At 52.7% G+C, this 25,654-nt stretch carries 30 protein-coding genes, 2 tRNA genes and 4 rRNA genes; 30 read left to right on the forward strand and 6 right to left on the reverse strand.

The window, feature by feature from the left end; genetic code table 11:
- Positions 1-4 precede the first annotated feature (4 nt).
- The 17 genes from rpsN (at position 5) to HF675_RS01700 (ending at position 8,523) form a co-directional block, all read left to right on the forward strand.
- Positions 5-310, forward strand: coding sequence for a 30S ribosomal protein S14 (rpsN, locus tag HF675_RS01620; RefSeq protein ID WP_004956173.1), 306 nt, complete (start codon positions 5-7; stop codon positions 308-310).
- A gap of 33 nt (positions 311-343) precedes the next feature.
- Positions 344-736 (forward strand): 30S ribosomal protein S8, encoded by a 393-nt coding sequence (rpsH, locus tag HF675_RS01625; RefSeq protein ID WP_004929753.1) that lies wholly within the window; start codon positions 344-346, stop codon positions 734-736.
- A gap of 14 nt (positions 737-750) precedes the next feature.
- On the forward strand, positions 751-1,284 hold the full coding sequence (gene rplF / locus HF675_RS01630) for a 50S ribosomal protein L6 (protein WP_105232882.1): 534 nt from the start codon (positions 751-753) through the stop codon (positions 1,282-1,284).
- Between the two features lie 9 nt (positions 1,285-1,293).
- Entirely contained in the window at positions 1,294-1,647 is a 354-nt protein-coding gene (gene rplR / locus HF675_RS01635) for a 50S ribosomal protein L18 (RefSeq protein WP_095846806.1), read from the forward strand.
- Between the two features lie 14 nt (positions 1,648-1,661).
- Entirely contained in the window at positions 1,662-2,162 is a 501-nt protein-coding gene (rpsE, locus tag HF675_RS01640) for a 30S ribosomal protein S5 (protein ID WP_015962139.1), read from the forward strand.
- Positions 2,163-2,168: 6 nt separating this feature from the next.
- A complete protein-coding gene (gene rpmD, locus HF675_RS01645) occupies positions 2,169-2,348 on the forward strand; it encodes a 50S ribosomal protein L30 (protein WP_105232881.1) in 180 nt (59 codons plus the stop codon).
- 3 nt (positions 2,349-2,351) lie between these two features.
- Positions 2,352-2,786, forward strand: a complete 435-nt coding sequence (gene rplO / locus HF675_RS01650) for a 50S ribosomal protein L15 (RefSeq protein ID WP_015962138.1) — start codon at positions 2,352-2,354, stop codon at positions 2,784-2,786.
- A gap of 8 nt (positions 2,787-2,794) precedes the next feature.
- Positions 2,795-4,126 (forward strand): preprotein translocase subunit SecY, encoded by a 1,332-nt coding sequence (gene secY, locus HF675_RS01655; RefSeq protein ID WP_015962137.1) that lies wholly within the window; start codon positions 2,795-2,797, stop codon positions 4,124-4,126.
- A gap of 34 nt (positions 4,127-4,160) precedes the next feature.
- Positions 4,161-4,277, forward strand: coding sequence for a 50S ribosomal protein L36 (gene rpmJ / locus HF675_RS01660; RefSeq protein WP_002227352.1), 117 nt, complete (start codon positions 4,161-4,163; stop codon positions 4,275-4,277).
- 146 nt (positions 4,278-4,423) lie between these two features.
- Entirely contained in the window at positions 4,424-4,780 is a 357-nt protein-coding gene (rpsM, locus tag HF675_RS01665; RefSeq protein ID WP_105232880.1) for a 30S ribosomal protein S13, read from the forward strand.
- A 16-nt stretch (positions 4,781-4,796) separates the two neighbouring features.
- Positions 4,797-5,186, forward strand: a complete 390-nt coding sequence (gene rpsK, locus HF675_RS01670) for a 30S ribosomal protein S11 (protein WP_004929731.1) — start codon at positions 4,797-4,799, stop codon at positions 5,184-5,186.
- Positions 5,187-5,216: 30 nt separating this feature from the next.
- Positions 5,217-5,837: a 30S ribosomal protein S4 gene (rpsD, locus tag HF675_RS01675; protein ID WP_015962134.1), complete on the forward strand. Its 621-nt coding sequence runs from the start codon at positions 5,217-5,219 to the stop codon at positions 5,835-5,837.
- A gap of 25 nt (positions 5,838-5,862) precedes the next feature.
- Positions 5,863-6,852 (forward strand): DNA-directed RNA polymerase subunit alpha, encoded by a 990-nt coding sequence (gene rpoA, locus HF675_RS01680; protein WP_002919219.1) that lies wholly within the window; start codon positions 5,863-5,865, stop codon positions 6,850-6,852.
- A gap of 40 nt (positions 6,853-6,892) precedes the next feature.
- Positions 6,893-7,282: a 50S ribosomal protein L17 gene (gene rplQ / locus HF675_RS01685; protein WP_015962133.1), complete on the forward strand. Its 390-nt coding sequence runs from the start codon at positions 6,893-6,895 to the stop codon at positions 7,280-7,282.
- Between the two features lie 145 nt (positions 7,283-7,427).
- Entirely contained in the window at positions 7,428-7,802 is a 375-nt protein-coding gene (locus tag HF675_RS01690) for a DUF1992 domain-containing protein (RefSeq protein WP_111737888.1), read from the forward strand.
- Positions 7,802-8,242 (forward strand): Zn(2+)-responsive transcriptional regulator, encoded by a 441-nt coding sequence (zntR, locus tag HF675_RS01695; protein ID WP_111737887.1) that lies wholly within the window; start codon positions 7,802-7,804, stop codon positions 8,240-8,242. Before HF675_RS01690 ends, zntR begins: the two co-directional genes overlap by 1 nt.
- Before the next feature lie 74 nt (positions 8,243-8,316).
- Positions 8,317-8,523: an alternative ribosome-rescue factor A gene (locus tag HF675_RS01700; protein ID WP_111737886.1), complete on the forward strand. Its 207-nt coding sequence runs from the start codon at positions 8,317-8,319 to the stop codon at positions 8,521-8,523.
- Positions 8,524-8,577: 54 nt separating this feature from the next.
- On the opposite strand, the gene mscL is transcribed toward HF675_RS01700, so the two are convergent.
- The 5 genes from mscL to def all read right to left on the reverse strand — a co-directional run bounded on the left by mscL (position 8,578) and on the right by def (position 13,364).
- Complete coding sequence (gene mscL / locus HF675_RS01705; protein ID WP_105232876.1) at positions 8,578-8,991, reverse strand: large-conductance mechanosensitive channel protein MscL; 414 nt, start codon at positions 8,989-8,991, stop codon at positions 8,578-8,580.
- A gap of 117 nt (positions 8,992-9,108) precedes the next feature.
- Positions 9,109-10,485: a Trk system potassium transporter TrkA gene (trkA, locus tag HF675_RS01710; protein ID WP_105232875.1), complete on the reverse strand. Its 1,377-nt coding sequence runs from the start codon at positions 10,483-10,485 to the stop codon at positions 9,109-9,111.
- Between the two features lie 54 nt (positions 10,486-10,539).
- Positions 10,540-11,811: a 16S rRNA (cytosine(967)-C(5))-methyltransferase RsmB gene (rsmB, locus tag HF675_RS01715; RefSeq protein WP_111737885.1), complete on the reverse strand. Its 1,272-nt coding sequence runs from the start codon at positions 11,809-11,811 to the stop codon at positions 10,540-10,542.
- 72 nt (positions 11,812-11,883) lie between these two features.
- A complete protein-coding gene (gene fmt, locus HF675_RS01720; RefSeq protein WP_105232873.1) occupies positions 11,884-12,828 on the reverse strand; it encodes a methionyl-tRNA formyltransferase in 945 nt (314 codons plus the stop codon).
- A 17-nt stretch (positions 12,829-12,845) separates the two neighbouring features.
- Positions 12,846-13,364: a peptide deformylase gene (def, locus tag HF675_RS01725; protein WP_105232872.1), complete on the reverse strand. Its 519-nt coding sequence runs from the start codon at positions 13,362-13,364 to the stop codon at positions 12,846-12,848.
- A gap of 133 nt (positions 13,365-13,497) precedes the next feature.
- Between def and dprA the strand changes: the two genes are divergently transcribed.
- The 5 genes from dprA (at position 13,498) to aroE (ending at position 17,144) form a co-directional block, all read left to right on the forward strand.
- Entirely contained in the window at positions 13,498-14,619 is a 1,122-nt protein-coding gene (gene dprA / locus HF675_RS01730) for a DNA-protecting protein DprA (RefSeq protein WP_187043951.1), read from the forward strand.
- On the forward strand, positions 14,591-15,064 hold the full coding sequence (smg, locus tag HF675_RS01735; protein WP_015962123.1) for a DUF494 family protein Smg: 474 nt from the start codon (positions 14,591-14,593) through the stop codon (positions 15,062-15,064). The genes dprA and smg overlap by 29 nt, the downstream gene beginning before the upstream one ends.
- 141 nt (positions 15,065-15,205) lie before the next feature.
- The gene (locus HF675_RS01740) at positions 15,206-15,751 is read left to right on the forward strand and encodes a type I DNA topoisomerase (RefSeq protein WP_105232870.1); all 546 of its coding nucleotides are present in this window, start codon (positions 15,206-15,208) and stop codon (positions 15,749-15,751) included.
- Between the two features lie 7 nt (positions 15,752-15,758).
- Positions 15,759-16,316 (forward strand): L-threonylcarbamoyladenylate synthase type 1 TsaC, encoded by a 558-nt coding sequence (gene tsaC / locus HF675_RS01745; protein ID WP_105232869.1) that lies wholly within the window; start codon positions 15,759-15,761, stop codon positions 16,314-16,316.
- Positions 16,317-16,325: 9 nt separating this feature from the next.
- Positions 16,326-17,144 (forward strand): shikimate dehydrogenase, encoded by an 819-nt coding sequence (aroE, locus tag HF675_RS01750; RefSeq protein ID WP_105232868.1) that lies wholly within the window; start codon positions 16,326-16,328, stop codon positions 17,142-17,144.
- Positions 17,145-17,180: 36 nt separating this feature from the next.
- Here aroE and HF675_RS01755 read toward each other — a convergent pair whose 3' ends face one another.
- A complete protein-coding gene (locus HF675_RS01755) occupies positions 17,181-17,723 on the reverse strand; it encodes a gamma carbonic anhydrase family protein (protein ID WP_105232867.1) in 543 nt (180 codons plus the stop codon).
- 503 nt (positions 17,724-18,226) lie between these two features.
- Here HF675_RS01755 and HF675_RS01760 point away from each other — a divergent pair.
- From HF675_RS01760 to metA, 8 genes are all read left to right on the forward strand, one after another.
- Positions 18,227-19,767: ribosomal RNA gene (locus HF675_RS01760) — 16S ribosomal RNA — on the forward strand.
- A 173-nt stretch (positions 19,768-19,940) separates the two neighbouring features.
- A tRNA-Glu gene (locus tag HF675_RS01765) sits at positions 19,941-20,016 on the forward strand.
- A 221-nt stretch (positions 20,017-20,237) separates the two neighbouring features.
- Positions 20,238-23,145 (forward strand): 23S ribosomal RNA (locus HF675_RS01770).
- A gap of 179 nt (positions 23,146-23,324) precedes the next feature.
- Positions 23,325-23,440 (forward strand): 5S ribosomal RNA (gene rrf, locus HF675_RS01775).
- A 13-nt stretch (positions 23,441-23,453) separates the two neighbouring features.
- Positions 23,454-23,529: transfer RNA gene (locus HF675_RS01780), tRNA-Thr, on the forward strand.
- A gap of 44 nt (positions 23,530-23,573) precedes the next feature.
- A 5S ribosomal RNA gene (rrf, locus tag HF675_RS01785) occupies positions 23,574-23,689 on the forward strand.
- The 16S, 23S and 5S rRNA genes sit together here with 2 tRNA genes alongside, the layout of an rRNA operon.
- Positions 23,690-23,846: 157 nt before the next feature.
- Positions 23,847-24,515 (forward strand): hypothetical protein, encoded by a 669-nt coding sequence (locus HF675_RS01790; protein WP_187043952.1) that lies wholly within the window; start codon positions 23,847-23,849, stop codon positions 24,513-24,515.
- 134 nt (positions 24,516-24,649) lie between these two features.
- Positions 24,650-25,579: a homoserine O-succinyltransferase gene (gene metA / locus HF675_RS01795; RefSeq protein WP_105232865.1), complete on the forward strand. Its 930-nt coding sequence runs from the start codon at positions 24,650-24,652 to the stop codon at positions 25,577-25,579.
- Positions 25,580-25,654 lie beyond the last annotated feature (75 nt).

Here is a 25,654-nt window from a genome sequence, read left to right on the forward strand (position 1 = left end):
ACTTATGGCTAAGCAATCAATGAAAGCACGCGAAGTAAAGCGCGTGAAATTAGCTGACAAGTTCTTTGCTAAACGCGCTGAACTGAAAGCTATCATCTCTGATGTGAACGCGTCCGATGAAGATCGTTGGAACGCTGTTCTCAAGCTGCAAACTCTGCCGCGTGATTCCAGCCCGTCTCGTCAGCGTAACCGCTGCCGCCAAACTGGCCGTCCACATGGTTATGTGGGCAAATTCGGGTTGAGCCGTATTAAGCTGCGTGAAGCCGCCATGCGCGGTGAAGTACCAGGCTTGAAAAAGGCTAGCTGGTAATTGTCACCAATTGAATCACGGGAGTAAAGACAGATGAGCATGCAAGATCCGATCGCGGATATGCTGACCCGTATCCGTAACGGTCAAGCCGCGAACAAAGTTGCGGTCACCATGCCTTCCTCCAAGCTGAAAGTGGCAATTGCCAACGTGCTGAAGGAAGAAGGTTTTATTGAAGATTTCAAAATCGAAGGCGACGCCAAGCCTGTTCTGGAACTGGTACTGAAGTACTTCCAGGGCAAAGCTGTGGTAGAAAGCATTCAGCGTATCAGCCGTCCAGGTCTGCGCATCTATAAGAAAAAAGATGAGCTGCCAAAAGTTATGGCCGGTTTGGGTATCGCTGTCGTTTCTACCTCTAAAGGTGTTATGACCGATCGTGCAGCTCGCCAGGCTGGTCTGGGTGGCGAGATTATCTGCTACGTAGCTTAATTCGGGAGGAAAGAATGTCTCGTGTTGCAAAAGCACCCGTCGTCATTCCTGCCGGCGTAGAGGTAAAACTCAACGGTCAGGTTATTTCGATTAAGGGTAAAAACGGCGAGCTGACTCGTACAGTCCACGATGCCGTTATCGTTAAGCAAGAAGAAAACGCACTGACTTTCGCTCCGCGCGAAGGTTTTGCGAACGCTTGGGCCCAGGCGGGCACCACGCGCGCTCTGCTGAACGCAATGGTTATCGGTGTTACCGAAGGCTTCACCAAGAAGCTTCAACTGGTAGGTGTTGGTTATCGCGCAGCGGTTAAAGGCAATGTTATTAACCTGTCATTAGGTTTCTCACATCCGGTTGACCATCAGCTGCCAGCAGGTATTACTGCTGAATGCCCAAGCCAAACTGAAATCGTGCTGAAAGGCGCTGATAAGCAGGTAATTGGCCAGGTTGCTGCAGAGCTGCGTGCCTACCGTCGTCCTGAGCCTTACAAAGGCAAGGGTGTCCGTTACGCCGACGAAGTCGTGCGTACCAAAGAGGCTAAGAAGAAGTAAGGTAACACTATGGATAAGAAATCTGCTCGTATCCGTCGTGCGACCCGCGCACGCCGCAAGCTCAAAGAACTGGGTGCAACTCGCCTGGTGGTACATCGTACCCCGCGTCACATTTACGCACAGGTCATTGCATCAAACGGTTCTGAAGTTCTGGTAGCCGCTTCTACTGTAGAAAAAGCTATCACTGAGCAACTGAAGTATTCCGGTAACAAAGACGCAGCAGCAGCAGTAGGTAAAGCTATCGCTGAGCGCGCGTTGGAAAAAGGCATCAAAGATGTTTCCTTTGACCGTTCCGGTTTCCAATATCATGGTCGAGTCCAGGCACTGGCAGATGCTGCCCGTGAAGCTGGCCTTCAGTTCTAAGGAAGAGGTTTAAGATGGCTCACATCGAAAAACAAGCTGGCGAACTGCAGGAAAAGCTGATCGCGGTAAACCGCGTATCTAAAACCGTAAAAGGTGGCCGTATTTTCAGCTTTACCGCACTGACTGTCGTTGGTGATGGTAACGGTCGCGTTGGTTTTGGCTACGGCAAAGCACGCGAAGTTCCGGCAGCGATCCAGAAAGCGATGGAAAAAGCCCGTCGCAACATGATGAATGTCGCGCTGAACAGCGGCACCCTGCAGCACCCTGTTAAAGGTGTTCACACGGGTTCTCGTGTGTTCATGCAGCCGGCTTCAGAAGGTACCGGTATCATCGCCGGTGGTGCAATGCGCGCCGTTCTGGAAGTCGCAGGGGTACACAACGTATTGGCTAAAGCTTATGGTTCCACCAACCCGATCAACGTGGTTCGTGCAACTATTGATGCTCTGGCAAATATGAAGTCTCCTGAAATGGTCGCTGCCAAGCGTGGTAAATCCGTTGCAGACATTCTGGGGTAATTGACCATGGCTAAGACTATTAAAGTTACACAAATTCGCAGCGCCATTGGCCGTCTGCCGAAGCATAAAGCTACTCTGCTGGGCTTGGGTCTGCGTCGTATTGGTCACACCGTAGAGCGCGAGGATACTCCTGCTGTACGCGGTATGATCAACCTGGTTTCCTACATGGTTAAAGTTGAGGAGTAACAGATGCGTTTAAATACTCTGTCTCCGGCTGAAGGTGCCAAGCATGCGCCGAAGCGTGTAGGTCGTGGTATTGGTTCTGGCCTGGGTAAAACCGGCGGCCGTGGTCACAAAGGTCAGAAGTCTCGTTCTGGCGGTGGCGTACGTCGTGGTTTCGAAGGTGGTCAGATGCCTCTGTACCGTCGTTTGCCGAAATTCGGCTTTACTTCACGCAAAGCGATGATCACGGCAGAAGTACGTCTGTCTGAACTGGCTCTGATTGAAGGCGATGTCATCGACCTGAACACGCTGAAAGCCGCTAACGTTGTTGGTACCCAGATCGAATTCGTGAAAGTTATGCTTTCTGGCGAAATCGCTCGTCCGGTTACCCTGCGTGGTCTGCGTGTCACCAAAGGCGCTCGTGCTGCTATCGAGGCTGCTGGCGGTAAAATTGAGGAATAAGTGAGCTGATGGCTAAGCAACCAGGATTAGATTTTCAAAGTGCTAAAGGTGGGCTCGGCGAGCTGAAGCGCAGACTTTTGTTTGTTATCGGCGCGCTGATTGTCTTCCGTATCGGCTCTTTCATTCCGATTCCTGGTATCGATGCCACTGTGCTTGCCAAATTGCTCGAACAGCAGAGAGGCACTATCATTGAAATGTTTAACATGTTCTCTGGTGGTGCCCTCAGCCGTGCTTCTATCTTTGCGCTGGGGATCATGCCGTATATTTCGGCGTCGATCATTATCCAGCTGTTGACGGTGGTTCATCCGGCGTTGGCAGAAATAAAGAAAGAAGGGGAGGCTGGCCGTCGCAAGATTAGCCAGTATACCCGCTACGGCACGCTGGTATTGGCCATATTCCAGTCGATCGGTATTGCTACCGGTCTACCGAATATGCCTGGTATGCAAGGCCTGGTGATTAATCCAGGCTTTGCGTTCTACTTTACTGCGGTTGTGAGCCTGGTGACCGGGACGATGTTCCTGATGTGGCTGGGTGAGCAGATTACTGAACGCGGTATCGGCAACGGTATCTCGATCATTATCTTCGCGGGTATTGTAGCGGGCTTACCGCCGGCAATTGGTCATACTATCGAGCAAGCCCGGCAAGGCGACCTGCACTTCCTCCTGTTGCTGCTGGTTGCAGTATTGGTGTTTGCAGTGACCTTCTTTGTCGTCTTCATGGAGCGTGGTCAACGTCGTATCGTCGTTAACTATGCGAAGCGTCAACAGGGTCGTCGCGTTTATGCAGCACAGAGTACACACTTACCGTTGAAAGTGAACATGGCGGGTGTTATCCCGGCGATCTTCGCTTCCAGCATTATCCTGTTCCCGGCCACGATTGCATCCTGGTTCGGGGGTGGTACCGGTTGGAACTGGCTGACAACAATTTCGATGTATTTGCAGCCTGGACAGCCGCTTTATGTGTTACTCTATGCGTCTGCAATCATCTTCTTCTGTTTCTTCTACACGGCGTTGGTTTTCAACCCGCGTGAAACAGCAGATAACCTGAAGAAGTCCGGTGCCTTCGTACCAGGAATTCGTCCGGGAGAGCAAACGGCGAAGTACATCGATAAAGTAATGACGCGTTTAACCCTGGTGGGCGCGATGTACATTACTTTCATCTGCCTGATCCCGGAGTTCATGCGTGATGCAATGAAAGTACCATTCTACTTTGGTGGTACCTCGCTACTGATCGTGGTTGTCGTCATCATGGACTTTATGGCTCAAGTGCAAACTCTGATGATGTCAAGTCAGTACGAGTCTGCATTGAAGAAAGCAAACCTGAAAGGCTATAACCGCTAGTCGGGTTTTGTTTGAGAAGTTACGGAGAGTAAAAATGAAAGTTCGTGCTTCCGTCAAGAAATTATGTCGTAACTGCAAAATCGTTAAGCGTAACGGTGTCGTTCGTGTGATTTGCAGCGCCGAGCCGAAGCATAAACAGCGTCAAGGCTGATTATCTCGCATATTTTTCTTGCAAAGTTGGGTTGAGCTGGCTAGATTAGCCAGCCAATCTTTTGTATGTAACTGCAACATTATTTGAGTATCCTGAAAACGGGCTTTTCAGAATGGTGTTGCCGTAAAAATAAGTAGGAGTGCATAGTGGCCCGTATAGCAGGCATTAACATTCCTGATCATAAACATACCGTAATCGCCTTAACGTCGATCTTCGGTATCGGCAAAACCCGCTCACAGGCTATCTGTGCTGCGACTGGTATTGCTGAAAATGTTAAGATCAGTGAGCTGTCTGAAGAGCAGATTGAACAGCTGCGTGAAGCTGTCGCCAAATACACTGTTGAAGGTGATCTGCGCCGTGAAGTTACCCTGAGCATCAAGCGTCTGATGGATCTTGGTACATATCGTGGTTTGCGCCATCGTCGTGGTCTGCCAGTTCGCGGTCAGCGTACTAAGACCAACGCACGTACCCGTAAGGGTCCGCGTAAACCGATCAAGAAATAATCGGGGTGATTGAATAATGGCAAAGGCACCTGTTCGTACACGTAAGCGTGTAAGAAAGCAAGTCTCTGACGGCGTGGCTCATATCCATGCTTCTTTCAACAACACCATCGTTACCATTACTGATCGTCAGGGTAATGCTTTGGGTTGGGCAACTGCCGGTGGTTCCGGTTTCCGTGGTTCTCGTAAGTCCACTCCGTTCGCAGCACAGGTTGCCGCTGAACGTTGTGCAGACGCAGTAAAAGAATACGGTATCAAGAACCTGGAAGTTATGGTTAAAGGACCTGGTCCTGGTCGTGAGTCTACTATCCGCGCTCTGAACGCGGCTGGTTTCCGCATCACTAACATTACTGATGTGACTCCGATCCCTCATAACGGTTGTCGTCCGCCGAAAAAGCGCCGCGTATAACGCAGCTTTTAGGTTTGTTGGAGAAAGAAAATGGCAAGATATTTGGGTCCTAAGCTCAAGCTGAGCCGTCGTGAGGGCACAGACCTGTTCCTTAAGTCTGGCGTTCGCGCGATCGATTCAAAATGCAAAATTGAACAACCGCCTGGTCAGCACGGTGCGCGTAAACCGCGTCTGTCTGATTACGGTGTGCAGTTGCGTGAGAAGCAGAAAGTTCGCCGTATCTACGGTGTTCTGGAGCGTCAATTCCGCAACTATTACAAAGAAGCAGCACGTCTGAAAGGCAACACCGGTGAAAACCTGTTGCAACTGCTGGAAGGTCGTCTGGACAACGTCGTTTACCGCATGGGCTTCGGCGCCACGCGTGCAGAAGCACGTCAGCTGGTTAGCCACAAAGCTATCATGGTAAATGGTCGCGTTGTTAACATCGCTTCTTATCAGGTATCTCCGAATGACGTAGTCAGCATCCGCGAGAAAGCGAAAAAGCAGTCTCGTGTTAAGGCCGCTTTGGAGCTGGCTGAGCAGCGTGAAAAGCCGACTTGGCTGGAAGTTGATGCTGCCAAGATGGAAGGCGTGTTCAAGCGTATGCCTGAACGTACCGATCTGTCTGCGGACATTAACGAACACCTGATCGTCGAGCTTTACTCCAAGTAAAGCTTAGTACCAAAGAGAGGACACAATGCAGGGTTCTGTGACAGAGTTTCTAAAACCGCGCCTGGTAGATATCGAGCAAGTCAGTTCGACGCACGCCAAGGTGACCCTTGAGCCTTTAGAGCGTGGCTTTGGCCATACTCTTGGCAACGCACTGCGCCGTATTCTGCTTTCATCTATGCCGGGTTGCGCGGTGACCGAGGTTGAGATTGATGGTGTACTGCATGAGTACAGCACCAAAGAAGGCGTACAGGAAGACATCCTGGAGATCCTGCTCAACCTGAAAGGGCTGGCGGTGAGAGTTCAAGGCAAAGATGAAGTTATTCTTACCCTGAATAAATCTGGCATTGGCCCTGTGACCGCTGCCGACATTACCCATGATGGTGATGTCGAAATCGTCAAGCCGCAGCACGTTATCTGCCACCTGACCGATGAGAACGCGGCTATCAGCATGCGTATCAAAGTTCAGCGCGGTCGTGGTTATGTGCCGGCTTCTGCCCGAATTCATTCGGAAGAAGATGAGCGCCCAATCGGTCGTCTGTTGGTCGACGCCTGCTACAGCCCTGTAGAGCGTATTGCCTACAATGTTGAAGCTGCGCGTGTAGAACAGCGTACTGACTTGGATAAGCTGGTCATCGAAATGGAAACCAATGGCACGATCGATCCTGAAGAGGCGATCCGCCGTGCGGCAACCATTCTGGCTGAACAACTGGAAGCTTTCGTTGACTTACGTGATGTACGTCAGCCGGAAGTGAAAGAAGAGAAACCAGAATTCGATCCGATCTTGCTGCGCCCTGTTGACGATCTGGAATTGACTGTCCGCTCTGCTAACTGCCTCAAGGCAGAAGCTATCCACTACATCGGTGATCTGGTACAGCGTACCGAGGTTGAGTTGCTGAAAACGCCGAACCTGGGTAAAAAATCTCTTACTGAGATTAAAGACGTGCTGGCCTCACGTGGTCTGTCTCTGGGCATGCGCCTGGAAAACTGGCCGCCGGCAAGCATTGCTGACGAGTAACCGGATCACAGGTTAAGGTTTTACTGAGAAGGATAAGGTCATGCGCCATCGTAAGAGTGGTCGTCAACTGAACCGTAACAGCAGCCACCGCCAGGCTATGTTCCGTAACATGGCCGGCTCTTTGGTTCGTCATGAGATCATCAAGACGACCCTGCCAAAAGCGAAAGAGCTGCGTCGCGTTGTTGAGCCGCTGATTACTCTTGCCAAGACCGACAGCGTAGCTAATCGTCGTCTGGCATTCGCCCGTACTCGTGATAACGAGATCGTGGCAAAACTGTTTAACGAGCTGGGCCCGCGTTTCGCGAGCCGTGCCGGTGGTTACACTCGCATTCTGAAGTGTGGCTTCCGCGCAGGCGACAACGCGCCGATGGCATACATCGAGCTGGTTGATCGTGCTGAGTCTCAAGCAGAAGCAGCAACTGCAGAGTAATCTGTAGAAGCGTAAAAAAACCGGGCTTGCCCGGTTTTTTTACGTCTATCTGCAGCCAATTGTGCTTTCCCCTGTCATATGCCTTAAGATCCCCCGCCCTATCCGCTATGCTAGCGACAGAGATTGCATGCTGAGGAATCATACAATGTGGTTACTCGATGAATGGGCCGAACGCCATATTCGTAACGCACAGGATAGTGGTGAGTTTGAGAACTTGCCGGGCCAAGGTAAGCCGCTGGAGCTGGATGACGACAGTGCGGTGCCGGCCGAATTGCGCTCAGGCTTCCGTCTGTTAAAAAATGCCGGCTATCTGCCACCGGAATTGGAGGCGCGTAAAGAAGCGTTGACCATAGCCGCCTTGCTGCAGGAAATTAACAGTGAGCACCCTGACTATATCGCTTTAAATAAACGCATGGCGCTGCTGGAATACCGTCTGCAGCAAGCTGGAATGAGTACCGATTTCCTGCACGGTGAATATCATCAGGTGATTAATGGCAAATTAGGGCCGGAGGAGCGCTAATGTTTAAAATTGGTCAGCTTGCCAAGCTTGCAGGAGTAACGCCGGATACCGTGCGTTATTATGAAAAGCAGGGCATGATGGAGCACAATGTGCGGACCGAAGGGGGTTACCGCCTGTATAGCGAGCAGGATTTACAGCGGCTGCGCTTTATTCGCTATGCCAAGCAACTGGGTTTTACCCTGGAAACCATTGCCGAGCTGTTGTCGATCCGCGTCGATCCAGAACATCACACCTGCCAGGAGTCAAAATCCATTGTTGATGCGCGTTTGCAGGAAGTGGAACAAAAACTGCTGGAGCTGACGCGTATGCGCGAATCCTTACGGCGTTTGAGCGATGCCTGCTGCGGCAGTGCGCATACCAGCACCTACTGTTCGATTCTTGAGGCATTAGAACAGGGGGCCAGCGACGGCAGAGATAAAAAAACAGATCATCACTGCTGAGCATCTGTTATTTTTCCCGATTCGGCGCTATTATCTGCCCGATTTATATCCATAGTAATATCAGGAGAAATACCATGACGAAGTACCGTCACACGAAAGGTAAGATACAAGACAACGCTATTGAAGCGTTATTGCACGATCCTTTATTCCGTCAGCGGGTGGAGAAGAACAGCAAAGGGAAAGGCAGCTATCGGCGTAAAGAAAAACATGGCAAAGGGGCAAACTGGGAGGCCAGTGGTAAGCAATCAAACGATTATTTACCACTGGCCTTCTGGTTTTAAGACGTAAAAAAGCCCTCATCAGCGAGGGCTTTTTGATCTATAACAGACGTGAGCTTAGGCTTTTGGCTGATCTTTAGCTAACAGATCGCGAATTTCCGTCAACAGTTTCTCTTCTGCGCTTGGCGCCGGCGGAGCCGCTGGTTTTTCTTCTTGTTTACGGCGCGCTTTGTTCATTAGCTTAATTGCCAGGAAAATAGCGAATGCCACAATCACAAAGTCAAAGACCGTTTGAATAAAGTTACCGTAGTTCATGATGACCGCCGGGATTTCACCCTGCGCTTCACGTAATACCAAGTGGAACTGTTTGAAATCGACACCGCCGATCAGTAAACCCAGCGGTGGCATGATGATATCGGCAACGAATGACGATACGATCTTACCGAACGCCGCACCAATAATGACACCAACAGCCAGGTCAACAACATTGCCACGCATGGCAAACTCGCGGAACTCTTTCAACATACTCATAGAACACCCCTCGCAAAATTAATAACTCAAGTTTAACAAAGCAACTTCCCTTTGCCACAAATCGCAGAGAAAAGTTTGTATCTTGTCTCTTACGTTTCTTAAACGGCTTAAAAAAGCCTACAGGAAGAATGGACTTGGCTGGAATAAACGCTCGACGTCCGGTACAAATTTCTTATCGGTGATAAACATAATGACGTGGTCACCCTGTTCAATTTTACTATTACCGCTGGCGATAATGACATCGTCACCACGCACGATGGCGCCAATGGTGGTTCCCGGCGGCAATTTAATCTCTTCTACGCTGCGACCGACCACCTTGGAGGTGCTTTCATCTCCGTGTGCAATGGCTTCAATAGCCTCCGCAACGCCGCGGCGCAGCGAGGAAACGCTGACGATATCCGCTTTACGCACGTGGCCCAGCAAGGCGGAAATGGTGGCCTGCTGCGGTGAAATGGCAATATCGATCACGCTGCCTTGTACCAGGTCGACATAGGCGCGACGCTGTATCAGCACCATGACCTTTTTGGCCCCCAGACGCTTGGCCAACATAGCGGACATAATATTCGCTTCGTCGTCGTTGGTAATGGCGATAAATACGTCGACCTGATCGACATGCTCTTCTGCCAGCAGTTCTTGGTCTGATGCGTCGCCATAAAAGACGATGGTATCGTGCAGTTGCTCTGCCAATTCCGCCGCCCGCTGTTGGTTACGTTCGATCAGCTTGACGTTGTAATCCTTTTCCAACTTGGCTGCCAGGCCCGCGCCGACGTTGCCGCCGCCGACGATCATAATACGCTTGTAAGGTTTCTCTAGCCGCTGTAGCTCACTCATTACCGCACGAATATGCTGCGATGCTGCGACGAAGAACACCTCGTCACCGGCTTCGATAATTGTCGAACCTTGCGGACGGATAGGGCGGTCCTGACGAAAAATAGCGGCGACGCGCGTATCGATATGCGGCATATGCTCGCGCATGGAGGACAGCGCATTGCCCACCAACGGGCCACCGTAATAGGCTTTTACCGCAGCAATGCTGACTTTGCCCTCGGCAAAATTGACCACCTGCAGCGCGCCGGGGTACTCAATCAGCTTGTAGATATAATCGATAACCAGCTGTTCCGGCGAGATCAAATGATCGATCGGTACCGCTTCCGGCAGGAAGAGCTTCTCCGACTCACGGATATATTCCGAAGCGCGGATACGGGCGATGCGGTTCGGCGTATTAAACAGCGAATAGGCGATCTGGCAGGCCACCATATTGGTTTCATCCGAATTGGTGACGGCAACCAGCATGTCTGCGTCTTCCGCGCCGGCTTCACGTAGCACGCGCGGGTAGGAACCGTGTCCCTGCACGACGCGCAGATCGAATTTGTCCTGCAGCTGGCGCAGGCGGTTCGTATCGGTATCCACCACGGTGATATCGTTATTTTCACCGACCAGGTTTTCCGCCAGTGTCCCGCCAACCTGGCCTGCGCCAAGAATAATTATTTTCATCGTGTTCTCTGCTTCACACAGCAAGGCTGAGGGCGTAATGCTACGCCCGGAGAGTTACATTTTAATCAGCTTAGCGTAAAAGAAGCCATCGCCATCTTCAGGGTGAGGAAGGTTTTGCCGTTCGGTGCCGGCCAGCCGGGCGTCGCCATGGCGCAATAGGAAGGCTTGCAACTGTTGGCTATTCTCTTGCGGTAAAATCGAACAGGTGGCATAAACCATTACGCCGCCTGCTTTAAGGTGTGGCCAGATGGCATCGAGAATTTCCGCCTGCAGGCCGGCCAGTTCGGCAATGTCGCTATCGCGGCGCAGCCATTTGATATCCGGATGACGACGAATCACGCCGGTGGCGGAACAAGGCGCGTCCAGCAGAATTCGGTCAAACTGTTTGTCACCGCACCACTGTTGTGGCGTACGGCCATCGCCCTGTTTCACCTCGGCGTGGCAATGTAAACGTTGCAGGTTTTCTTTTACCCGGCTCAGACGTTGCTCATCAATATCCACGGCCATAACATGCGCCTGTGGGGCCGCTTCAAGGATATGGGTGGTTTTGCCGCCGGGAGCGGCGCACAGATCGAGGATCTGCTCGCCGTCTTGCGGATCCAGCAGATCGACGCAGCCTTGTGCGGATGCATCCTGCACCGTGGCCCAGCCGTCGGCGAATCCCGGTAAGTTGTTTACCGCGCACGGCGTGAGTAAGCGCACTGCGTCGGGGTATTCCTCGTGCGCGACGGCATCAATGCCGGCCTGCGTGAGCAGGTGCAGATAGTCATCACGGCTGTGATGGCGGCGGTTAACCCGCAGCCACATGGGTGGCTTTTGATTATTGGCGTCGACGATCTGCTGCCACTGTTCAGGATAAGCCTGTTGGATACGCTTCAGCAGCCAGCTTGGGTGCAGGTAGCGGCTGTCATGATTCGCCGCGCGTTGCATCAACGCTTCCTGTTGGCGCTGGAACTGACGCAGTACGCCATTGACCAATCCTTTAAGCTGCGGGCGCTTTAGCGCGACTGCGCCATTAACCGTTTCCGCCAGGGCGGCATGGGCCGGGATGCGGGTATACAGCAATTGGTACATGCCGACCATCAGCAGATAGTGCAACGTACGCTGCTTGCCCACCATCGGTTTTGCCATCAGTTGTTGGATACACCATTCAAGCTGCGGCAGCACGCGCAGCGTGCCGAAGCACAGTTCCTGCAGCAGGGCGCGGTCCTTATCGGAAATTTTGTTATTCAGTGCCGGCAGTAGGGTGCTGAGCGATTGCCCCTGATCCAACACCTGGCCGATGGTTTGAGCAGCGATGCTGCGGAGGTTGTAGTTATTTTTCATAGGCTAAAGCTGGATGACATCGGCTTGAGGAAAATAAACGGCCCGGCGCTGTCTGCCGGGCTGTGAAGGTGGTTACAGACGGTTACCTGGCGCAAACCATTCGCGGCGTGAATTTAACAAATCTTGAGCCGACATCGGTTTCTTGCCCGCAGGCTGCAGCTGCGTCAGGCATAAAATACCTTCGGCGGTGGCGACCTGGATACCGTGCTTGTCCGCCTGCAGGATAGTACCGGGTTCCGCATCGCTGTTACCAGCCAGCGCCTGGGCTTGCCATACTTTCACCGGCTGTTCATCAACGGTGAAATAGCTGATCGGCCACGGGTTGAAGGCGCGTACGCAGCGCTCCAGCTGCACGGCGGAAAGGCGCCAGTCCAAACGTGCTTCTTCCTTGCTCAGTTTCTCGGCATAGGTCACCAGCGCTTCGTCCTGAACTTCGCATTGCGCCGTACCGTCCGCCAGCTGCTGCAGCGTGGTCAGCAGCCCTTGCGGGCCAAGCTCGGCCAATTTGTCATACAGGCTGGCGCTGGTATCCGTTGCTTCTATCGGACAGGCAATTTTGTGCATCATATCACCGGTATCCAGACCGACATCCATCTGCATGATGGTCACGCCGGTTTCCCGATCGCCCGCCCACAGCGCACGTTGAATTGGAGCGGCGCCACGCCAGCGCGGCAGCAGTGAGCCATGTACGTTGATACAGCCAAGGCGCGGCATATCCAGCACCGCCTTTGGCAGGATCAGGCCATAAGCCACCACGACCATCACGTCTGCATTAAGATCGGCGACCAGATGCTGGTTCTCTTCCGGACGCAGTGATTTGGGCTGAAACACGGGCAGCTGATGCTGCTGCGCCAGCACTTTCACCGGGCTTGGCGTCAGCTTGTTGCCACGGCCAGCCGGTCGATCGGGTTGGGTGAAGACGCCGACGACCTGATGCCCAGAAGACAACAGCGCGTCGAGGTGACGCGCTGCGAAGTCTGGTGTGCCGGCAAAGATAATCCGTAAAGAATCAGACACGATGTTTCCCTGCTTGGTTAGGCGCGCGCTTGCTGTTTGGCCAGCTTATCCAGTTTTTCCACTTTCTGACGGATACGCTGACGCTTCAGCGGCGACAGATAATCGACAAACAGTTTGCCGATCAGGTGGTCCATCTCGTGCTGAATGCAGATGGCCAGCAGATCGTCGGCTTCCAATTCGAATGCTTTGCCGTTGTAATCCAACGCGCGGATTTTCACCTTCTCGGCACGCGGCACCAGAGCGCGTTGCTCAGGGATGGACAGACAACCTTCTTCGATACCGGTTTCACCGCTCTTTTCCAACAGCTCCGGGTTGATCAGCACCAGGCGCTGATCGCGGGTTTCGGAAACGTCAATGACGATAATACGTTGATGGATGTCCACCTGAGTCGCAGCCAGACCAATGCCTTCCTCTGCGTACATGGTTTCAAACATATCATCCACGATGCGCTGGATATCTGCATTGACTTCTTTTACCGGGGCCGCAACTTTGCGCAGCCGCTCGTCTGGGAAATGTAATACCTGCAAGACTGACATATATCTTTAGATCTGTATCCGAGTAATAAAGGGGGTATAGCTTCTATTCTAGACATTTCCAGCTCCGATTGACAGCATCGTCTACCAATTGCACGGATTGGCGATACCGCCAGGAACAGCGAGGGAATGCGCGATGACGCCTGAAGAAATAGGGTTGAGATTATCTTGGGTGAGTGGGCTGGGCGCATCGCTGGCCAGCGAACTGCAGCAGCAGTTGATTGACGCCGGCGGTGAGCCGTCTCACCATTTACGCTCCTTGGGGCTGAACGCCAGGCAACGTCGGCAGTTCAATCAGGCCGATCCGGCGGCGCTGGCTGCGACCTTGGCCTGGCTGGAGGCGCCGGGCCGCCATATGCTGACCTACGGTTCACCGCATTATCCCCCGCATTTACATGCATTAGTCGATGCGCCATTCCTGCTGCTGGTTGAAGGCTGTCTTGAGGCGCTACAACAGCCACAGATCGCCATGGTCGGCAGCCGGAACGCCAGCCATTACGGCGCACGTTGGGGGCATGAATTCGCCGTGGGCTTGGTTCAGCAGGGCTATGCCGTGATCAGCGGACTGGCCCTGGGTGTGGATGGTATTTGCCATCGCGGCGCGTTGGTCGCGCAGGGTACAACGCTGGCGGTGCTGGGCAGCGGGTTGGCGAACATCTACCCGAGCCGCCACCGTAAGTTGGCTGCGCAGATCGTGGCGCAGGGCGGGGCGCTGATCTCCGAATACCTGGTGACGGCAATACCGTTGCCGGCGCATTTCCCTCGCCGGAACCGTATCATCAGCGGCCTGAGCCTGGGGGTGTTGGTGGTAGAAGCGGCGGTACGCAGCGGTTCGTTGATTACCGCACGCCTGGCGTTGGATCAAGGGCGTGACGTTTTTGCCTTGCCCGGCGCATTAGGCAACCCGATGAGCGCTGGCCCACACTGGCTGATCCAGCAAGGTGCCCACTTGGTGACACAGCCGCAGGAGATTGCACAATTGTTGGGAAGCGGGCTGAACTGGCTGCCCATGGATGAAAAAACAACTATTTCTGCATCAGACGTCGAAGTTGAATTGCCATTTGCTGATGTGTTGGCTAACGTAGGAGATGAGGTGACACCTGTTGACGTCGTCGCTGAACGTGCCGGCCAACCTGTGCCAGAGGTGGTAATGCAATTACTCGAACTGGAGTTAGCAGGATGGATCGCAGCTGTACCCGGCGGCTATGTCCGAATAAGGAGGGCAAGCCATGTTCGACGTACTCATGTACTTATTTGAAACTTATATCCACAATGAACCAGAGATGCGCGTCGATCAGGATAAACTGACGAACGATCTCGCTGAGGCGGGATTTCATCGTGAGGATATCTACAACGCTTTGAATTGGCTTGAAAAACTTGCAGATCTGCAAGAAGGTGAAAATGCGCCGTACTTTATGAGTGCCGATCCGCTCGCCATGCGGTTCTACACGGAAGAAGAAAGTATGCGTCTTGACGCCGGTTGCCGTGGTTTTCTCCTTTTCCTTGAACAGATTCAGGTATTGAACCTCGAAACCCGAGAAATGGTTATCGACCGTGTTATGGCTTTGGATAATACGGAATTCGATCTCGAAGATCTGAAATGGGTCGTGCTGATGGTGCTGTTTAATATCCCCGGATATGAAAGCGCCTACCAGCAGATGGAAGAACTGCTGTTTGAAGTCAACGAAGGTTATCTGCACTGAGCCGATGCCACGCGTATGCCCGTTATACTTCAAGCTGCAGGCTTATCGGCTTTCCTTGGTCATATACGCTCCGTATGTGGCCTGGGATTCGCTTGTGGCCGTCTTCCTGCAACGTGAATTATTTAGGGCATAAAAGAAGTTATGACAAAAGCAGCGATTTTTGCCGCCAGGCAAAATGAACCCTGTCCGGAATGCGGGGCTGAACTGGTGATCCGCAGCGGTCGCCACGGTCCTTTCCTTGGCTGTTCCCAATATCCAGACTGCCAGTATATTCGTCCGCTGAAGGCGCAGGCTGATGGACATATCGTGAAGGTACTAGAGGGGCAAGAGTGCCCGAAGTGCCAGGCGACCCTGGTATTACGACAGGGGCGCTACGGCATGTTTATTGGCTGTAGCCACTATCCTGAATGCGATCACACCGAGGTGATCGATAAACCGGACGAAACCTCTATTACCTGTCCACAATGCGGGCAGGGCAAATTGCTGCAGCGTAAATCACGCTATGGCAAAGTTTTTCACTCTTGCGATCGCTATCCAGAATGCCAGTTTGCTCTTAACAACAAGCCTGTCGCCGGGGAATGCGCCTACTGTCATTATCCGCTACTGATGGAAAAACGTACTGCAAAAGGCCCGCTCCTTTGCTGTGCCAGCAAACTGTGTGGGAAGCCCGTCGCAATCACAGAATAACAACACTATGAGCTCAGAATTCACCGCCATTATTAATGCACTGAACAATCAACAGGTCATCGCCTATCCGACCGAGGCCGTGTTTGGCTTAGGTTGCGATCCCGATAGCGAACAGGCGCTGCATAAGCTGTTGGACTTAAAACAGCGCCCGTGGGAAAAGGGACTGATCCTGATTGCCGCCGATTACCAGCAGCTGTTGCCTTATATCGACGACAGTCGGCTTACGCCATCGCAACGCGAAACGATGTTTGCCAGTTGGCCAGGCCCGGTAACGTGGGTTATCCCGGCCAAACCGACTACGCCGCGTCTGCTTACCGGGCGTTTCGACTCACTGGCGGTGCGCGTCAGCGACCATCCGCTGGTGCAGCAGCTATGCCGCGAGTTTGGTAAACCGCTGGTATCAACCAGCGCCAATCTCAGTGGTCAGCCGCCGTGCCGTCAGGCTGCAGAGGTTCTGCAGCAGTTTGGCGAAGGTTTCCCGGTGCTGCCGGGTAACGTGGGGGGACGTCAGAACCCGTCGGAAATCAGAGATGCGTTGACCGGTGAACAGATCCGGCAGGGCTAAGGGGAAGCAATGGAGCCGTTTGCGGTTTTTGGTAATCCCATCGCGCACAGCAAGTCACCACGCATTCATGCCCTGTTTGCGGAACAAACCGGCATAGAGCATCCCTACGGTACCGTTTTAGCGCCGTTGGATGGTTTTGCGGATAGTCTGCAGACATTTATCGATGCAGGCGGCAGAGGTGCGAACGTTACAGTTCCTTTTAAAGAGCAGGCTTACCGGCTGGCTAATGAGTTGACGGAACGCGCGCAGATGGCCGGGGCGGTTAATACGCTTAAGATTCAGTCAGGTGGTCAGCTGCTGGGCGACAATACCGATGGTATCGGCCTGCTGAGCGATCTGGAGCGCCAGCGCTTGATCAAACCCGGCGATCGTATTTTGCTGGTGGGCGCCGGCGGCGCTGCGCGCGGGGCGATTCTGCCACTCCTGTCTTTTGGCTGCTCGGTGGTGATTACCAACCGTACGTTCAGCCGGGCACAAGAACTGGCACAGGCGTTCCGGCATTTGGGCGAGATCGCGGCGTTGTCGTTGGATCAATGCGATCGGGCCGAGTATGAGCTGGTGATCAATGCAACGGCTTCCGGCCTGGGTGGTGAAGTGCCGGCTCTGCCGGTGAAGGTGCTTGGAGCGCAAACCCGTTGCTATGACATGTTTTATCAACGCGGTCTGACGCCTTTCCTCGACTGGACGAGCCAACAAGGCGTCACGCGATATGCCGATGGTTTAGGCATGCTGGTGGGTCAGGCGGCCCATGCGTTTTTGCTATGGCATGGTGTGATGCCGGAGATTGAGCCGGTGCTGCAGCAGCTTCGCCAGGAAGCTGCCCTGTAATCCAGCCCCCGTTCCCGTTAGAGAGCGGGGGTTATTTCAAATATCTTCCGACAGATAGTCGTTTTTCCAGTCAACGTAGTTATTTGACGAGTAACGCAACCCTTCTAATTCAGCGGGCGTCAATGGGCGTACCTGGCGAGCCGGGCTGCCCATATATAAGTAGCCGCTGGCTAAACGCTTGCCAGGCGCCACCAAACTGCCGGCACCGATCATCACGTCATCTTCTATAATGGCGCCATCCAGCAGGATCGAACCCATCCCGACTAATACGCGGTTGCCGATGGCACAGCCATGCAACATCGCCTTATGTCCGACGGTAACGTCTTCGCCGATCAGCAGCGGGTAGCCTTCGGGGTTATGAGCGGATTTATGGGTGACGTGCAGCACACTGCCATCCTGTATATTGCTGCGGGCGCCAATCTTCACCGCATTCACATCACCGCGAATGGCGACCAGCGGCCAGATACTGACATCATCGGCCAGTTCAACATTGCCGATCACCACGCTGGAAGGATCGATCATCACGCGTTGACCGATTTGCGGAGTGTAATGAAGATAAGAACGAACTGCTTCAGACATGGTAAAGCCTCACGCCGGGATCATATTTACCGGCAATACTAGACGCTGGCGATGGAATTACAACCAATCCCACGCGGCGATCCTGCTAAAAACGGCCCCGATCGCATAAGATCCACACGAAGGGGCGGAAAAGTGCGCAAACGATAAGAAAAGATCAAAAAAGGGGTTGTGCAAAAAACTCGGATCCCTATAATGCGCCTCCATCGACACGGCGCAAGTGATTCACTTCACACAGCGACCGAGACGAAAGAGAAAAAATCCTGAAAAAACGGGTTGACTCTGAAAGAGGAAAGCGTAATATACGCCACCTCGAGTTAGCAAGCGAAAGCGCGTAACTCACTGCTCTTTAACAATTTATCAGACAATCTGTGTGGGCACTCACAAGACGATATCCAGCATCCTCGGATGCAAAAAAATATCAAGTCTTGAAGAGTGACTAACTGAAGTAAAATTCATGCAGTAAATCTTTGAGCAACAGCTATTAACTTAGCGAATCAAGCTTTTAATTGAAGAGTTTGATCATGGCTCAGATTGAACGCTGGCGGCAGGCCTAACACATGCAAGTCGAGCGGCAGCGGAAAGTAGCTTGCTACTTTGCCGGCGAGCGGCGGACGGGTGAGTAATGTCTGGGAAACTGCCCGATGGAGGGGATAACCACTGGAAACGGTGGCTAATACCGCATAACGTCTTCGGACCAAAGTGGGGGACCTTCGGGCCTCACACCATCGGATGTGCCCAGATGGGATTAGCTAGTAGGTGGGGTAATGGCTCACCTAGGCGACGATCCCTAGCTGGTCTGAGAGGATGACCAGCCACACTGGAACTGAGACACGGTCCAGACTCCTACGGGAGGCAGCAGTGGGGAATATTGCACAATGGGCGCAAGCCTGATGCAGCCATGCCGCGTGTGTGAAGAAGGCCTTCGGGTTGTAAAGCACTTTCAGCGAGGAGGAAGGGTAGTGTCTTAATACGGCATTACATTGACGTTACTCGCAGAAGAAGCACCGGCTAACTCCGTGCCAGCAGCCGCGGTAATACGGAGGGTGCAAGCGTTAATCGGAATTACTGGGCGTAAAGCGCACGCAGGCGGTTTGTTAAGTCAGATGTGAAATCCCCGAGCTTAACTTGGGAACTGCATTTGAAACTGGCAGACTAGAGTCTCGTAGAGGGGGGTAGAATTCCAGGTGTAGCGGTGAAATGCGTAGAGATCTGGAGGAATACCGGTGGCGAAGGCGGCCCCCTGGACGAAGACTGACGCTCAGGTGCGAAAGCGTGGGGAGCAAACAGGATTAGATACCCTGGTAGTCCACGCCGTAAACGATGTCGATTTGGAGGTTGTGCCCTTGAGGCGTGGCTTCCGGAGCTAACGCGTTAAATCGACCGCCTGGGGAGTACGGCCGCAAGGTTAAAACTCAAATGAATTGACGGGGGCCCGCACAAGCGGTGGAGCATGTGGTTTAATTCGATGCAACGCGAAGAACCTTACCTACTCTTGACATCCAGAGAACTTTCCAGAGATGGATTGGTGCCTTCGGGAACTCTGAGACAGGTGCTGCATGGCTGTCGTCAGCTCGTGTTGTGAAATGTTGGGTTAAGTCCCGCAACGAGCGCAACCCTTATCCTTTGTTGCCAGCGGTTCGGCCGGGAACTCAAAGGAGACTGCCAGTGATAAACTGGAGGAAGGTGGGGATGACGTCAAGTCATCATGGCCCTTACGAGTAGGGCTACACACGTGCTACAATGGCGTATACAAAGAGAAGCGAACCTGCGAAGGCAAGCGGACCTCATAAAGTACGTCGTAGTCCGGATTGGAGTCTGCAACTCGACTCCATGAAGTCGGAATCGCTAGTAATCGTAGATCAGAATGCTACGGTGAATACGTTCCCGGGCCTTGTACACACCGCCCGTCACACCATGGGAGTGGGTTGCAAAAGAAGTAGGTAGCTTAACCTTCGGGAGGGCGCTTACCACTTTGTGATTCATGACTGGGGTGAAGTCGTAACAAGGTAACCGTAGGGGAACCTGCGGTTGGATCACCTCCTTACCTAAAGATATCCTGACTGTGCAGTGTCCACACAGATTGTCTGATGAAAAGAACGAGCAAAGCGTCGATGCGTTGGGGGTACGGTGACAAATAACACTGTCGCTCGATTTTCCTGGGAAAATCTCGCCCTTACACGAAATTAGCGAATCAGTGATTCGCTAAGCAAATTTCGTGTCCCCTTCGTCTAGAGGCCTAGGACACCGCCCTTTCACGGCGGTAACAGGGGTTCGAATCCCCTAGGGGACGCCACTTGCTGATATCGGGTGAAAGACGGTATCAAACGATATCTCAAAACTGGCTTGCGAGTCATGTTTGAGATATTTGCTCTTTAACAATCTGGAACAAGCTGAAAATTGAAACATGGCAGCTGAAACTTGTCCCCCGTAGACGTTCGGGATGAGGAGTAACCTGTCATAGAGTCTCTCAAATGTAGCAACGCGACGATGTCGAAAGACACCTTCGGGTTGTGAGGTTAAGTGACTAAGCGTACACGGTGGATGCCTAGGCAGTCAGAGGCGATGAAGGGCGTGCTAATCTGCGAAAAGCGTCGGTAAGGTGATATGAACCGTTATAACCGACGATACCCGAATGGGGAAACCCAGTGTGTTTCGACACACTATCATGTCATGAATACATAGTGGCATGAGGCGAACCGGGGGAACTGAAACATCTAAGTACCCCGAGGAAAAGAAATCAACCGAGATTCCCCCAGTAGCGGCGAGCGAACGGGGAAGAGCCCAGAACCTGAATCGGCTTGTGTGTCAGTGGAAGCGTCTGGAAAGTCGCACAGTAAAGGGTGATAGTCCCGTACACGAAGATGCACAGGTCGTGAGTTCGATGAGTAGGGCGGGACACGTGTTATCCTGTCTGAATATGGGGGGACCATCCTCCAAGGCTAAATACTCCTGACTGACCGATAGTGAACCAGTACCGTGAGGGAAAGGCGAAAAGAACCCCGGCGAGGGGAGTGAAATAGAACCTGAAACCGTGTACGTACAAGCAGTGGGAGCACCTTCGTGGTGTGACTGCGTACCTTTTGTATAATGGGTCAGCGACTTATATTTTGTAGCAAGGTTAACCGAATAGGGGAGCCGTAGGGAAACCGAGTCTTAACTGGGCGTCTAGTTGCAAGGTATAGACCCGAAACCCGGTGATCTAGCCATGGGCAGGTTGAAGGTTGGGTAACACTAACTGGAGGACCGAACCGACTAATGTTGAAAAATTAGCGGATGACTTGTGGCTGGGGGTGAAAGGCCAATCAAACCGGGAGATAGCTGGTTCTCCCCGAAAGCTATTTAGGTAGCGCCTCGTGAACTCATCTTCGGGGGTAGAGCACTGTTTCGGCTAGGGGGCCATCCCGGCTTACCAAACCGATGCAAACTCCGAATACCGAAGAATGTTATCACGGGAGACACACGGCGGGTGCTAACGTCCGTCGTGAAGAGGGAAACAACCCAGACCGCCAGCTAAGGTCCCAAAGTCATGGTTAAGTGGGAAACGATGTGGGAAGGCACAGACAGCCAGGATGTTGGCTTAGAAGCAGCCATCATTTAAAGAAAGCGTAATAGCTCACTGGTCGAGTCGGCCTGCGCGGAAGATGTAACGGGGCTAAACCATGCACCGAAGCTGCGGCAGCGACGCTTATGCGTTGTTGGGTAGGGGAGCGTTCTGTAAGCCGTTGAAGGTGTGCTGCGAGGCATGCTGGAGGTATCAGAAGTGCGAATGCTGACATAAGTAACGATAATGCGGGTGAAAAACCCGCACGCCGGAAGACCAAGGGTTCCTGTCCAACGTTAATCGGGGCAGGGTGAGTCGACCCCTAAGGCGAGGCTGAAAAGCGTAGTCGATGGGAAACAGGTTAATATTCCTGTACTTGGTGTTACTGCGAAGGGGGGACGGAGAAGGCTAGGCTAGCCGAGCGACGGTTGTCTCGGTTTAAGCGTGTAGGGGGAGTGACCTGGTAAATCCGGTTACTTGTTAACCCTGAGGCGTGATGACGATGCACTACGGTGCAGAAGTAGTTGATGCCAAGCTTCCAGGAAAAGCCTCTAAGCTCCAGGTAACACGAAATCGTACCCCAAACCGACACAGGTGGTCAGGTAGAGAATACCCAGGCGCTTGAGAGAACTCGGGTGAAGGAACTAGGCAAAATGGTGCCGTAACTTCGGGAGAAGGCACGCTGGCGCGTAGGTGAAGTCCCTTGCGGATGGAGCTGAAGCCAGTCGCAGATACCAGCTGGCTGCAACTGTTTAATAAAAACACAGCACTGTGCAAACACGAAAGTGGACGTATACGGTGTGACGCCTGCCCGGTGCCGGAAGGTTAATTGATGGGGTTATGGGTAACCAGAAGCTCTTGATCGAAGCCCCGGTAAACGGCGGCCGTAACTATAACGGTCCTAAGGTAGCGAAATTCCTTGTCGGGTAAGTTCCGACCTGCACGAATGGCGTAATGATGGCCAGGCTGTCTCCACCCGAGACTCAGTGAAATTGAACTCGCTGTGAAGATGCAGTGTACCCGCGGCAAGACGGAAAGACCCCGTGAACCTTTACTATAGCTTGACACTGAACATTGAGCCTTGATGTGTAGGATAGGTGGGAGGCTTTGAAGTGTGGACGCCAGTCTGCATGGAGCCAACCTTGAAATACCACCCTTTAATGTTTGATGTTCTAACTCGGCCCCCTAATCGGGGGTGAGGACAGTGTCTGGTGGGTAGTTTGACTGGGGCGGTCTCCTCCCAAAGAGTAACGGAGGAGCACGAAGGTTAGCTAATCACGGTCGGACATCGTGAGGTTAGTGCAAAGGCATAAGCTAGCTTGACTGCGAGAGTGACGGCTCGAGCAGGTGCGAAAGCAGGTCTTAGTGATCCGGTGGTTCTGAATGGAAGGGCCATCGCTCAACGGATAAAAGGTACTCCGGGGATAACAGGCTGATACCGCCCAAGAGTTCATATCGACGGCGGTGTTTGGCACCTCGATGTCGGCTCATCACATCCTGGGGCTGAAGTAGGTCCCAAGGGTATGGCTGTTCGCCATTTAAAGTGGTACGCGAGCTGGGTTTAGAACGTCGTGAGACAGTTCGGTCCCTATCTGCCGTGGGCGTTGGAAGATTGAGAGGGGTTGCTCCTAGTACGAGAGGACCGGAGTGAACGCACCACTGGTGTTCGGGTTGTCATGCCAATGGCATTGCCCGGTAGCTAAGTGCGGAAAAGATAAGCGCTGAAAGCATCTAAGCGCGAAACTTGCCTCAAGATGAGTCTTCCCTGGGCCTTTAAGGCCCCTGAAGGAACGTTTAAGACTAAGACGTTGATAGGCTGGGTGTGTAAGTGCAGCGATGCATTGAGCTAACCAGTACTAATGAACCGTGAGGCTTAACCTTACAACACCGAAGGTGTTTTAGAGACGGATGACAAAATCGTCGGGAACGATTTTGAACAACGCGGAGCGTTGGCCCCGAAGGGGTGAGTATCAGGATGATACGAATAATTTTCAGCGAAGTTCCGAGATTGGATTGACTGGCGACGTGGAAGCGTTGCGGGTTGATTGAAACAGAATTTGCCTGGCGGCAATAGCGCGGTGGTCCCACCTGACCCCATGCCGAACTCAGAAGTGAAACGCCGTAGCGCCGATGGTAGTGTGGGGTCTCCCCATGCGAGAGTAGGACACTGCCAGGCATCAAATTTGTGTGCTGATATGGCTCAGTTGGTAGAGCGCACCCTTGGTAAGGGTGAGGTCCCCAGTTCGACTCTGGGTATCAGCACCACTTTATTCAAAGTGGGTTGAGAAGTTCGGCAGAAAAAGAATTTGCTTGGCGGCAATAGCGCGGTGGTCCCACCTGACCCCATGCCGAACTCAGAAGTGAAACGCCGTAGCGCCGATGGTAGTGTGGGGTCTCCCCATGCGAGAGTAGGACACTGCCAAGCATCAAATAAAACAAAAAGCCCTGTGCATCAGCACAGGGCTTTTTGTTTTGCCCATTACTCAAAGTACGTTTCCTGTCAAATCTACCTCTTTGCGTTCCTAAAAGGATGATGGTTAATTAAAATTAGCCAATCTGCCTATGTTCACAGGAGTGAACCCATGAAAATACGTCCTCTCTTCACTATCTGCATGCTTCTCTCTGCCACGATTTACGTGCCGTCCGCTGCCGCTGAGTCCGGGCTGTTTTGCCACGGCATGCAAGATGAGCAGCCGCAAGATCGTGCGCAGCTGGCTGAAATTACTGCCAAGAGTTATTTCTTCGACTACCGCTATCCGGATGACTGGAACGAGAATCCAAAACTGGAAAACGGCCATCTGCAGCAAGGGCGTAGCTATCTGATTGCCGGCGATCGCCTGGTGGTTGGGCCGGAACAGAGAGGTTACCGTTGCAGTTATTACATTAATGGCAAAGGTACCCAAACAGCTAACTGGTTAAAAGCGGATACGCTGCGGGTACTGCCCGATGTCACCCCGGCCGATTGGCGCGGCGTCTGGGTGAGCAGTGACAGCCACCGCCAACTGAAGATAACAAGTCGGCAGGCGGTGTATCAGTTTATTGGAGGCGGCAGCGATCCTGGCCGTATCAGCACGGTGTTCCCGTTTACCATGCCGGTGAATCAACAAGATGCGCAGTTGATTGCGCCGCAGCCGACAGATGCGCCCTGTGAACTGAAGCTGCATCGTTTAGGAGAATACTTAATCATCACTAATGGCGAGAGCTGCGGTCTGATGAACGCCAACCCGGATGGCGTACTGCGTAAACGCTGATTGTTACCGCAGGAACGCGGCCAGAAATGAAACATTTTCACCTTCCGGCTGAATGCTCGACATTGGATTTAAAAAACGCTATCGTCGGGCATCTAGAAGTCTAAACGTATAAACGGATGTGTGAGGATTAAGTAATGCCGATTCGTGTTCCTGATGAGTTACCTGCGGTCTGTTTCTTGCGTAATGAGAATGTCTTCGTGATGACATCCTCACGGGCAAAAACGCAGGAAATCAGGCCGTTAAAGGTGCTGATCCTTAACCTGATGCCAAAAAAAATAGAGACGGAAAATCAGTTCCTGCGTTTACTGTCCAACTCACCGCTGCAGATTGATATTCAACTGCTGCGTATCGACAGCCGTGAATCTAAGAACACGCCGGCCGAACACCTGAATAACTTCTACTGTAACTTTGAAGATATTCAGCATGACAATTACGATGGTCTGATCGTCACCGGTGCCCCGCTGGGATTAGTCGACTTTTGTGATGTTGCTTATTGGCCGCAGATCGAACGCGTTATCGATTGGGCTAAGGAGCACGTAACCTCCACGCTATTTGTCTGCTGGGCGGTGCAGGCGGCGTTGAATATCCTGTATGGCATCCCGAAGATGACGCTTGAAGAGAAGCTGTCAGGGGTTTATCAACACCAGACGCTGCAGCAGCATGCGTTGCTGACCCGCGGCTTTGATGAAACCTTTCTGGCACCGCATTCACGCTATGCGGATTTCCCGACGGAGATAATCCGTCGGTATACTGACCTTGATATCCTGGCTGAATCTGAGCAGGCAGGCGCCTACCTGTTTGCCAGCAAGGACAAGCGTTTGGCCTTTGTTACGGGTCACCCGGAGTACGATGCGCTGACGTTAGCGGGAGAGTATTGTCGTGATTACGATGCCGGCCTCAACCCCACCGTACCGCTCAATTACTTCCCCGATGACAACCCAGATTTACCCCCTAAAGCCTCCTGGCGCAGTCATGGACACCTGCTGTTCTCCAATTGGCTGAACTATTACGTCTACCAGATCACACCGTTTGATCTGCGCCACATGAATCCTACTCTCGAATAGTCATTTTCATTTTTTCCTGGCGGCTGAATCGAGGCCGCCGTCATCCCCTCTCTCTTTTTATTTCTCCTTTCTTTC

The organism is Serratia sp. JUb9 (genome assembly GCF_014298095.1).
Lineage (GTDB): Bacteria > Pseudomonadota > Gammaproteobacteria > Enterobacterales > Enterobacteriaceae > Serratia_B > Serratia_B rhizosphaerae.

Coding starts and splice junctions, on each gene's coding strand:
- rpsN (WP_004956173.1), top strand. CDS start 5: ATGGCTAAGCAATCAATGAAAGCACGCGAAGTAAAGCGCGTGAAATTA.
- rpsH (WP_004929753.1), top strand. CDS start 344: ATGAGCATGCAAGATCCGATCGCGGATATGCTGACCCGTATCCGTAAC.
- rplF (WP_105232882.1), top strand. CDS start 751: ATGTCTCGTGTTGCAAAAGCACCCGTCGTCATTCCTGCCGGCGTAGAG.
- rplR (WP_095846806.1), top strand. CDS start 1,294: ATGGATAAGAAATCTGCTCGTATCCGTCGTGCGACCCGCGCACGCCGC.
- rpsE (WP_015962139.1), top strand. CDS start 1,662: ATGGCTCACATCGAAAAACAAGCTGGCGAACTGCAGGAAAAGCTGATC.
- rpmD (WP_105232881.1), top strand. CDS start 2,169: ATGGCTAAGACTATTAAAGTTACACAAATTCGCAGCGCCATTGGCCGT.
- rplO (WP_015962138.1), top strand. CDS start 2,352: ATGCGTTTAAATACTCTGTCTCCGGCTGAAGGTGCCAAGCATGCGCCG.
- secY (WP_015962137.1), top strand. CDS start 2,795: ATGGCTAAGCAACCAGGATTAGATTTTCAAAGTGCTAAAGGTGGGCTC.
- rpmJ (WP_002227352.1), top strand. CDS start 4,161: ATGAAAGTTCGTGCTTCCGTCAAGAAATTATGTCGTAACTGCAAAATC.
- rpsK (WP_004929731.1), top strand. CDS start 4,797: ATGGCAAAGGCACCTGTTCGTACACGTAAGCGTGTAAGAAAGCAAGTC.
- rpsD (WP_015962134.1), top strand. CDS start 5,217: ATGGCAAGATATTTGGGTCCTAAGCTCAAGCTGAGCCGTCGTGAGGGC.
- rpoA (WP_002919219.1), top strand. CDS start 5,863: ATGCAGGGTTCTGTGACAGAGTTTCTAAAACCGCGCCTGGTAGATATC.
- rplQ (WP_015962133.1), top strand. CDS start 6,893: ATGCGCCATCGTAAGAGTGGTCGTCAACTGAACCGTAACAGCAGCCAC.
- HF675_RS01690 (WP_111737888.1), top strand. CDS start 7,428: ATGTGGTTACTCGATGAATGGGCCGAACGCCATATTCGTAACGCACAG.
- zntR (WP_111737887.1), top strand. CDS start 7,802: ATGTTTAAAATTGGTCAGCTTGCCAAGCTTGCAGGAGTAACGCCGGAT.
- HF675_RS01700 (WP_111737886.1), top strand. CDS start 8,317: ATGACGAAGTACCGTCACACGAAAGGTAAGATACAAGACAACGCTATT.
- mscL (WP_105232876.1), bottom strand. CDS start 8,991: ATGAGTATGTTGAAAGAGTTCCGCGAGTTTGCCATGCGTGGCAATGTT.
- trkA (WP_105232875.1), bottom strand. CDS start 10,485: ATGAAAATAATTATTCTTGGCGCAGGCCAGGTTGGCGGGACACTGGCG.
- rsmB (WP_111737885.1), bottom strand. CDS start 11,811: ATGAAAAATAACTACAACCTCCGCAGCATCGCTGCTCAAACCATCGGC.
- def (WP_105232872.1), bottom strand. CDS start 13,364: ATGTCAGTCTTGCAGGTATTACATTTCCCAGACGAGCGGCTGCGCAAA.
- dprA (WP_187043951.1), top strand. CDS start 13,498: ATGACGCCTGAAGAAATAGGGTTGAGATTATCTTGGGTGAGTGGGCTG.
- smg (WP_015962123.1), top strand. CDS start 14,591: ATGTTCGACGTACTCATGTACTTATTTGAAACTTATATCCACAATGAA.
- HF675_RS01740 (WP_105232870.1), top strand. CDS start 15,206: ATGACAAAAGCAGCGATTTTTGCCGCCAGGCAAAATGAACCCTGTCCG.
- tsaC (WP_105232869.1), top strand. CDS start 15,759: ATGAGCTCAGAATTCACCGCCATTATTAATGCACTGAACAATCAACAG.
- aroE (WP_105232868.1), top strand. CDS start 16,326: ATGGAGCCGTTTGCGGTTTTTGGTAATCCCATCGCGCACAGCAAGTCA.
- HF675_RS01755 (WP_105232867.1), bottom strand. CDS start 17,723: ATGTCTGAAGCAGTTCGTTCTTATCTTCATTACACTCCGCAAATCGGT.
- HF675_RS01790 (WP_187043952.1), top strand. CDS start 23,847: ATGAAAATACGTCCTCTCTTCACTATCTGCATGCTTCTCTCTGCCACG.
- metA (WP_105232865.1), top strand. CDS start 24,650: ATGCCGATTCGTGTTCCTGATGAGTTACCTGCGGTCTGTTTCTTGCGT.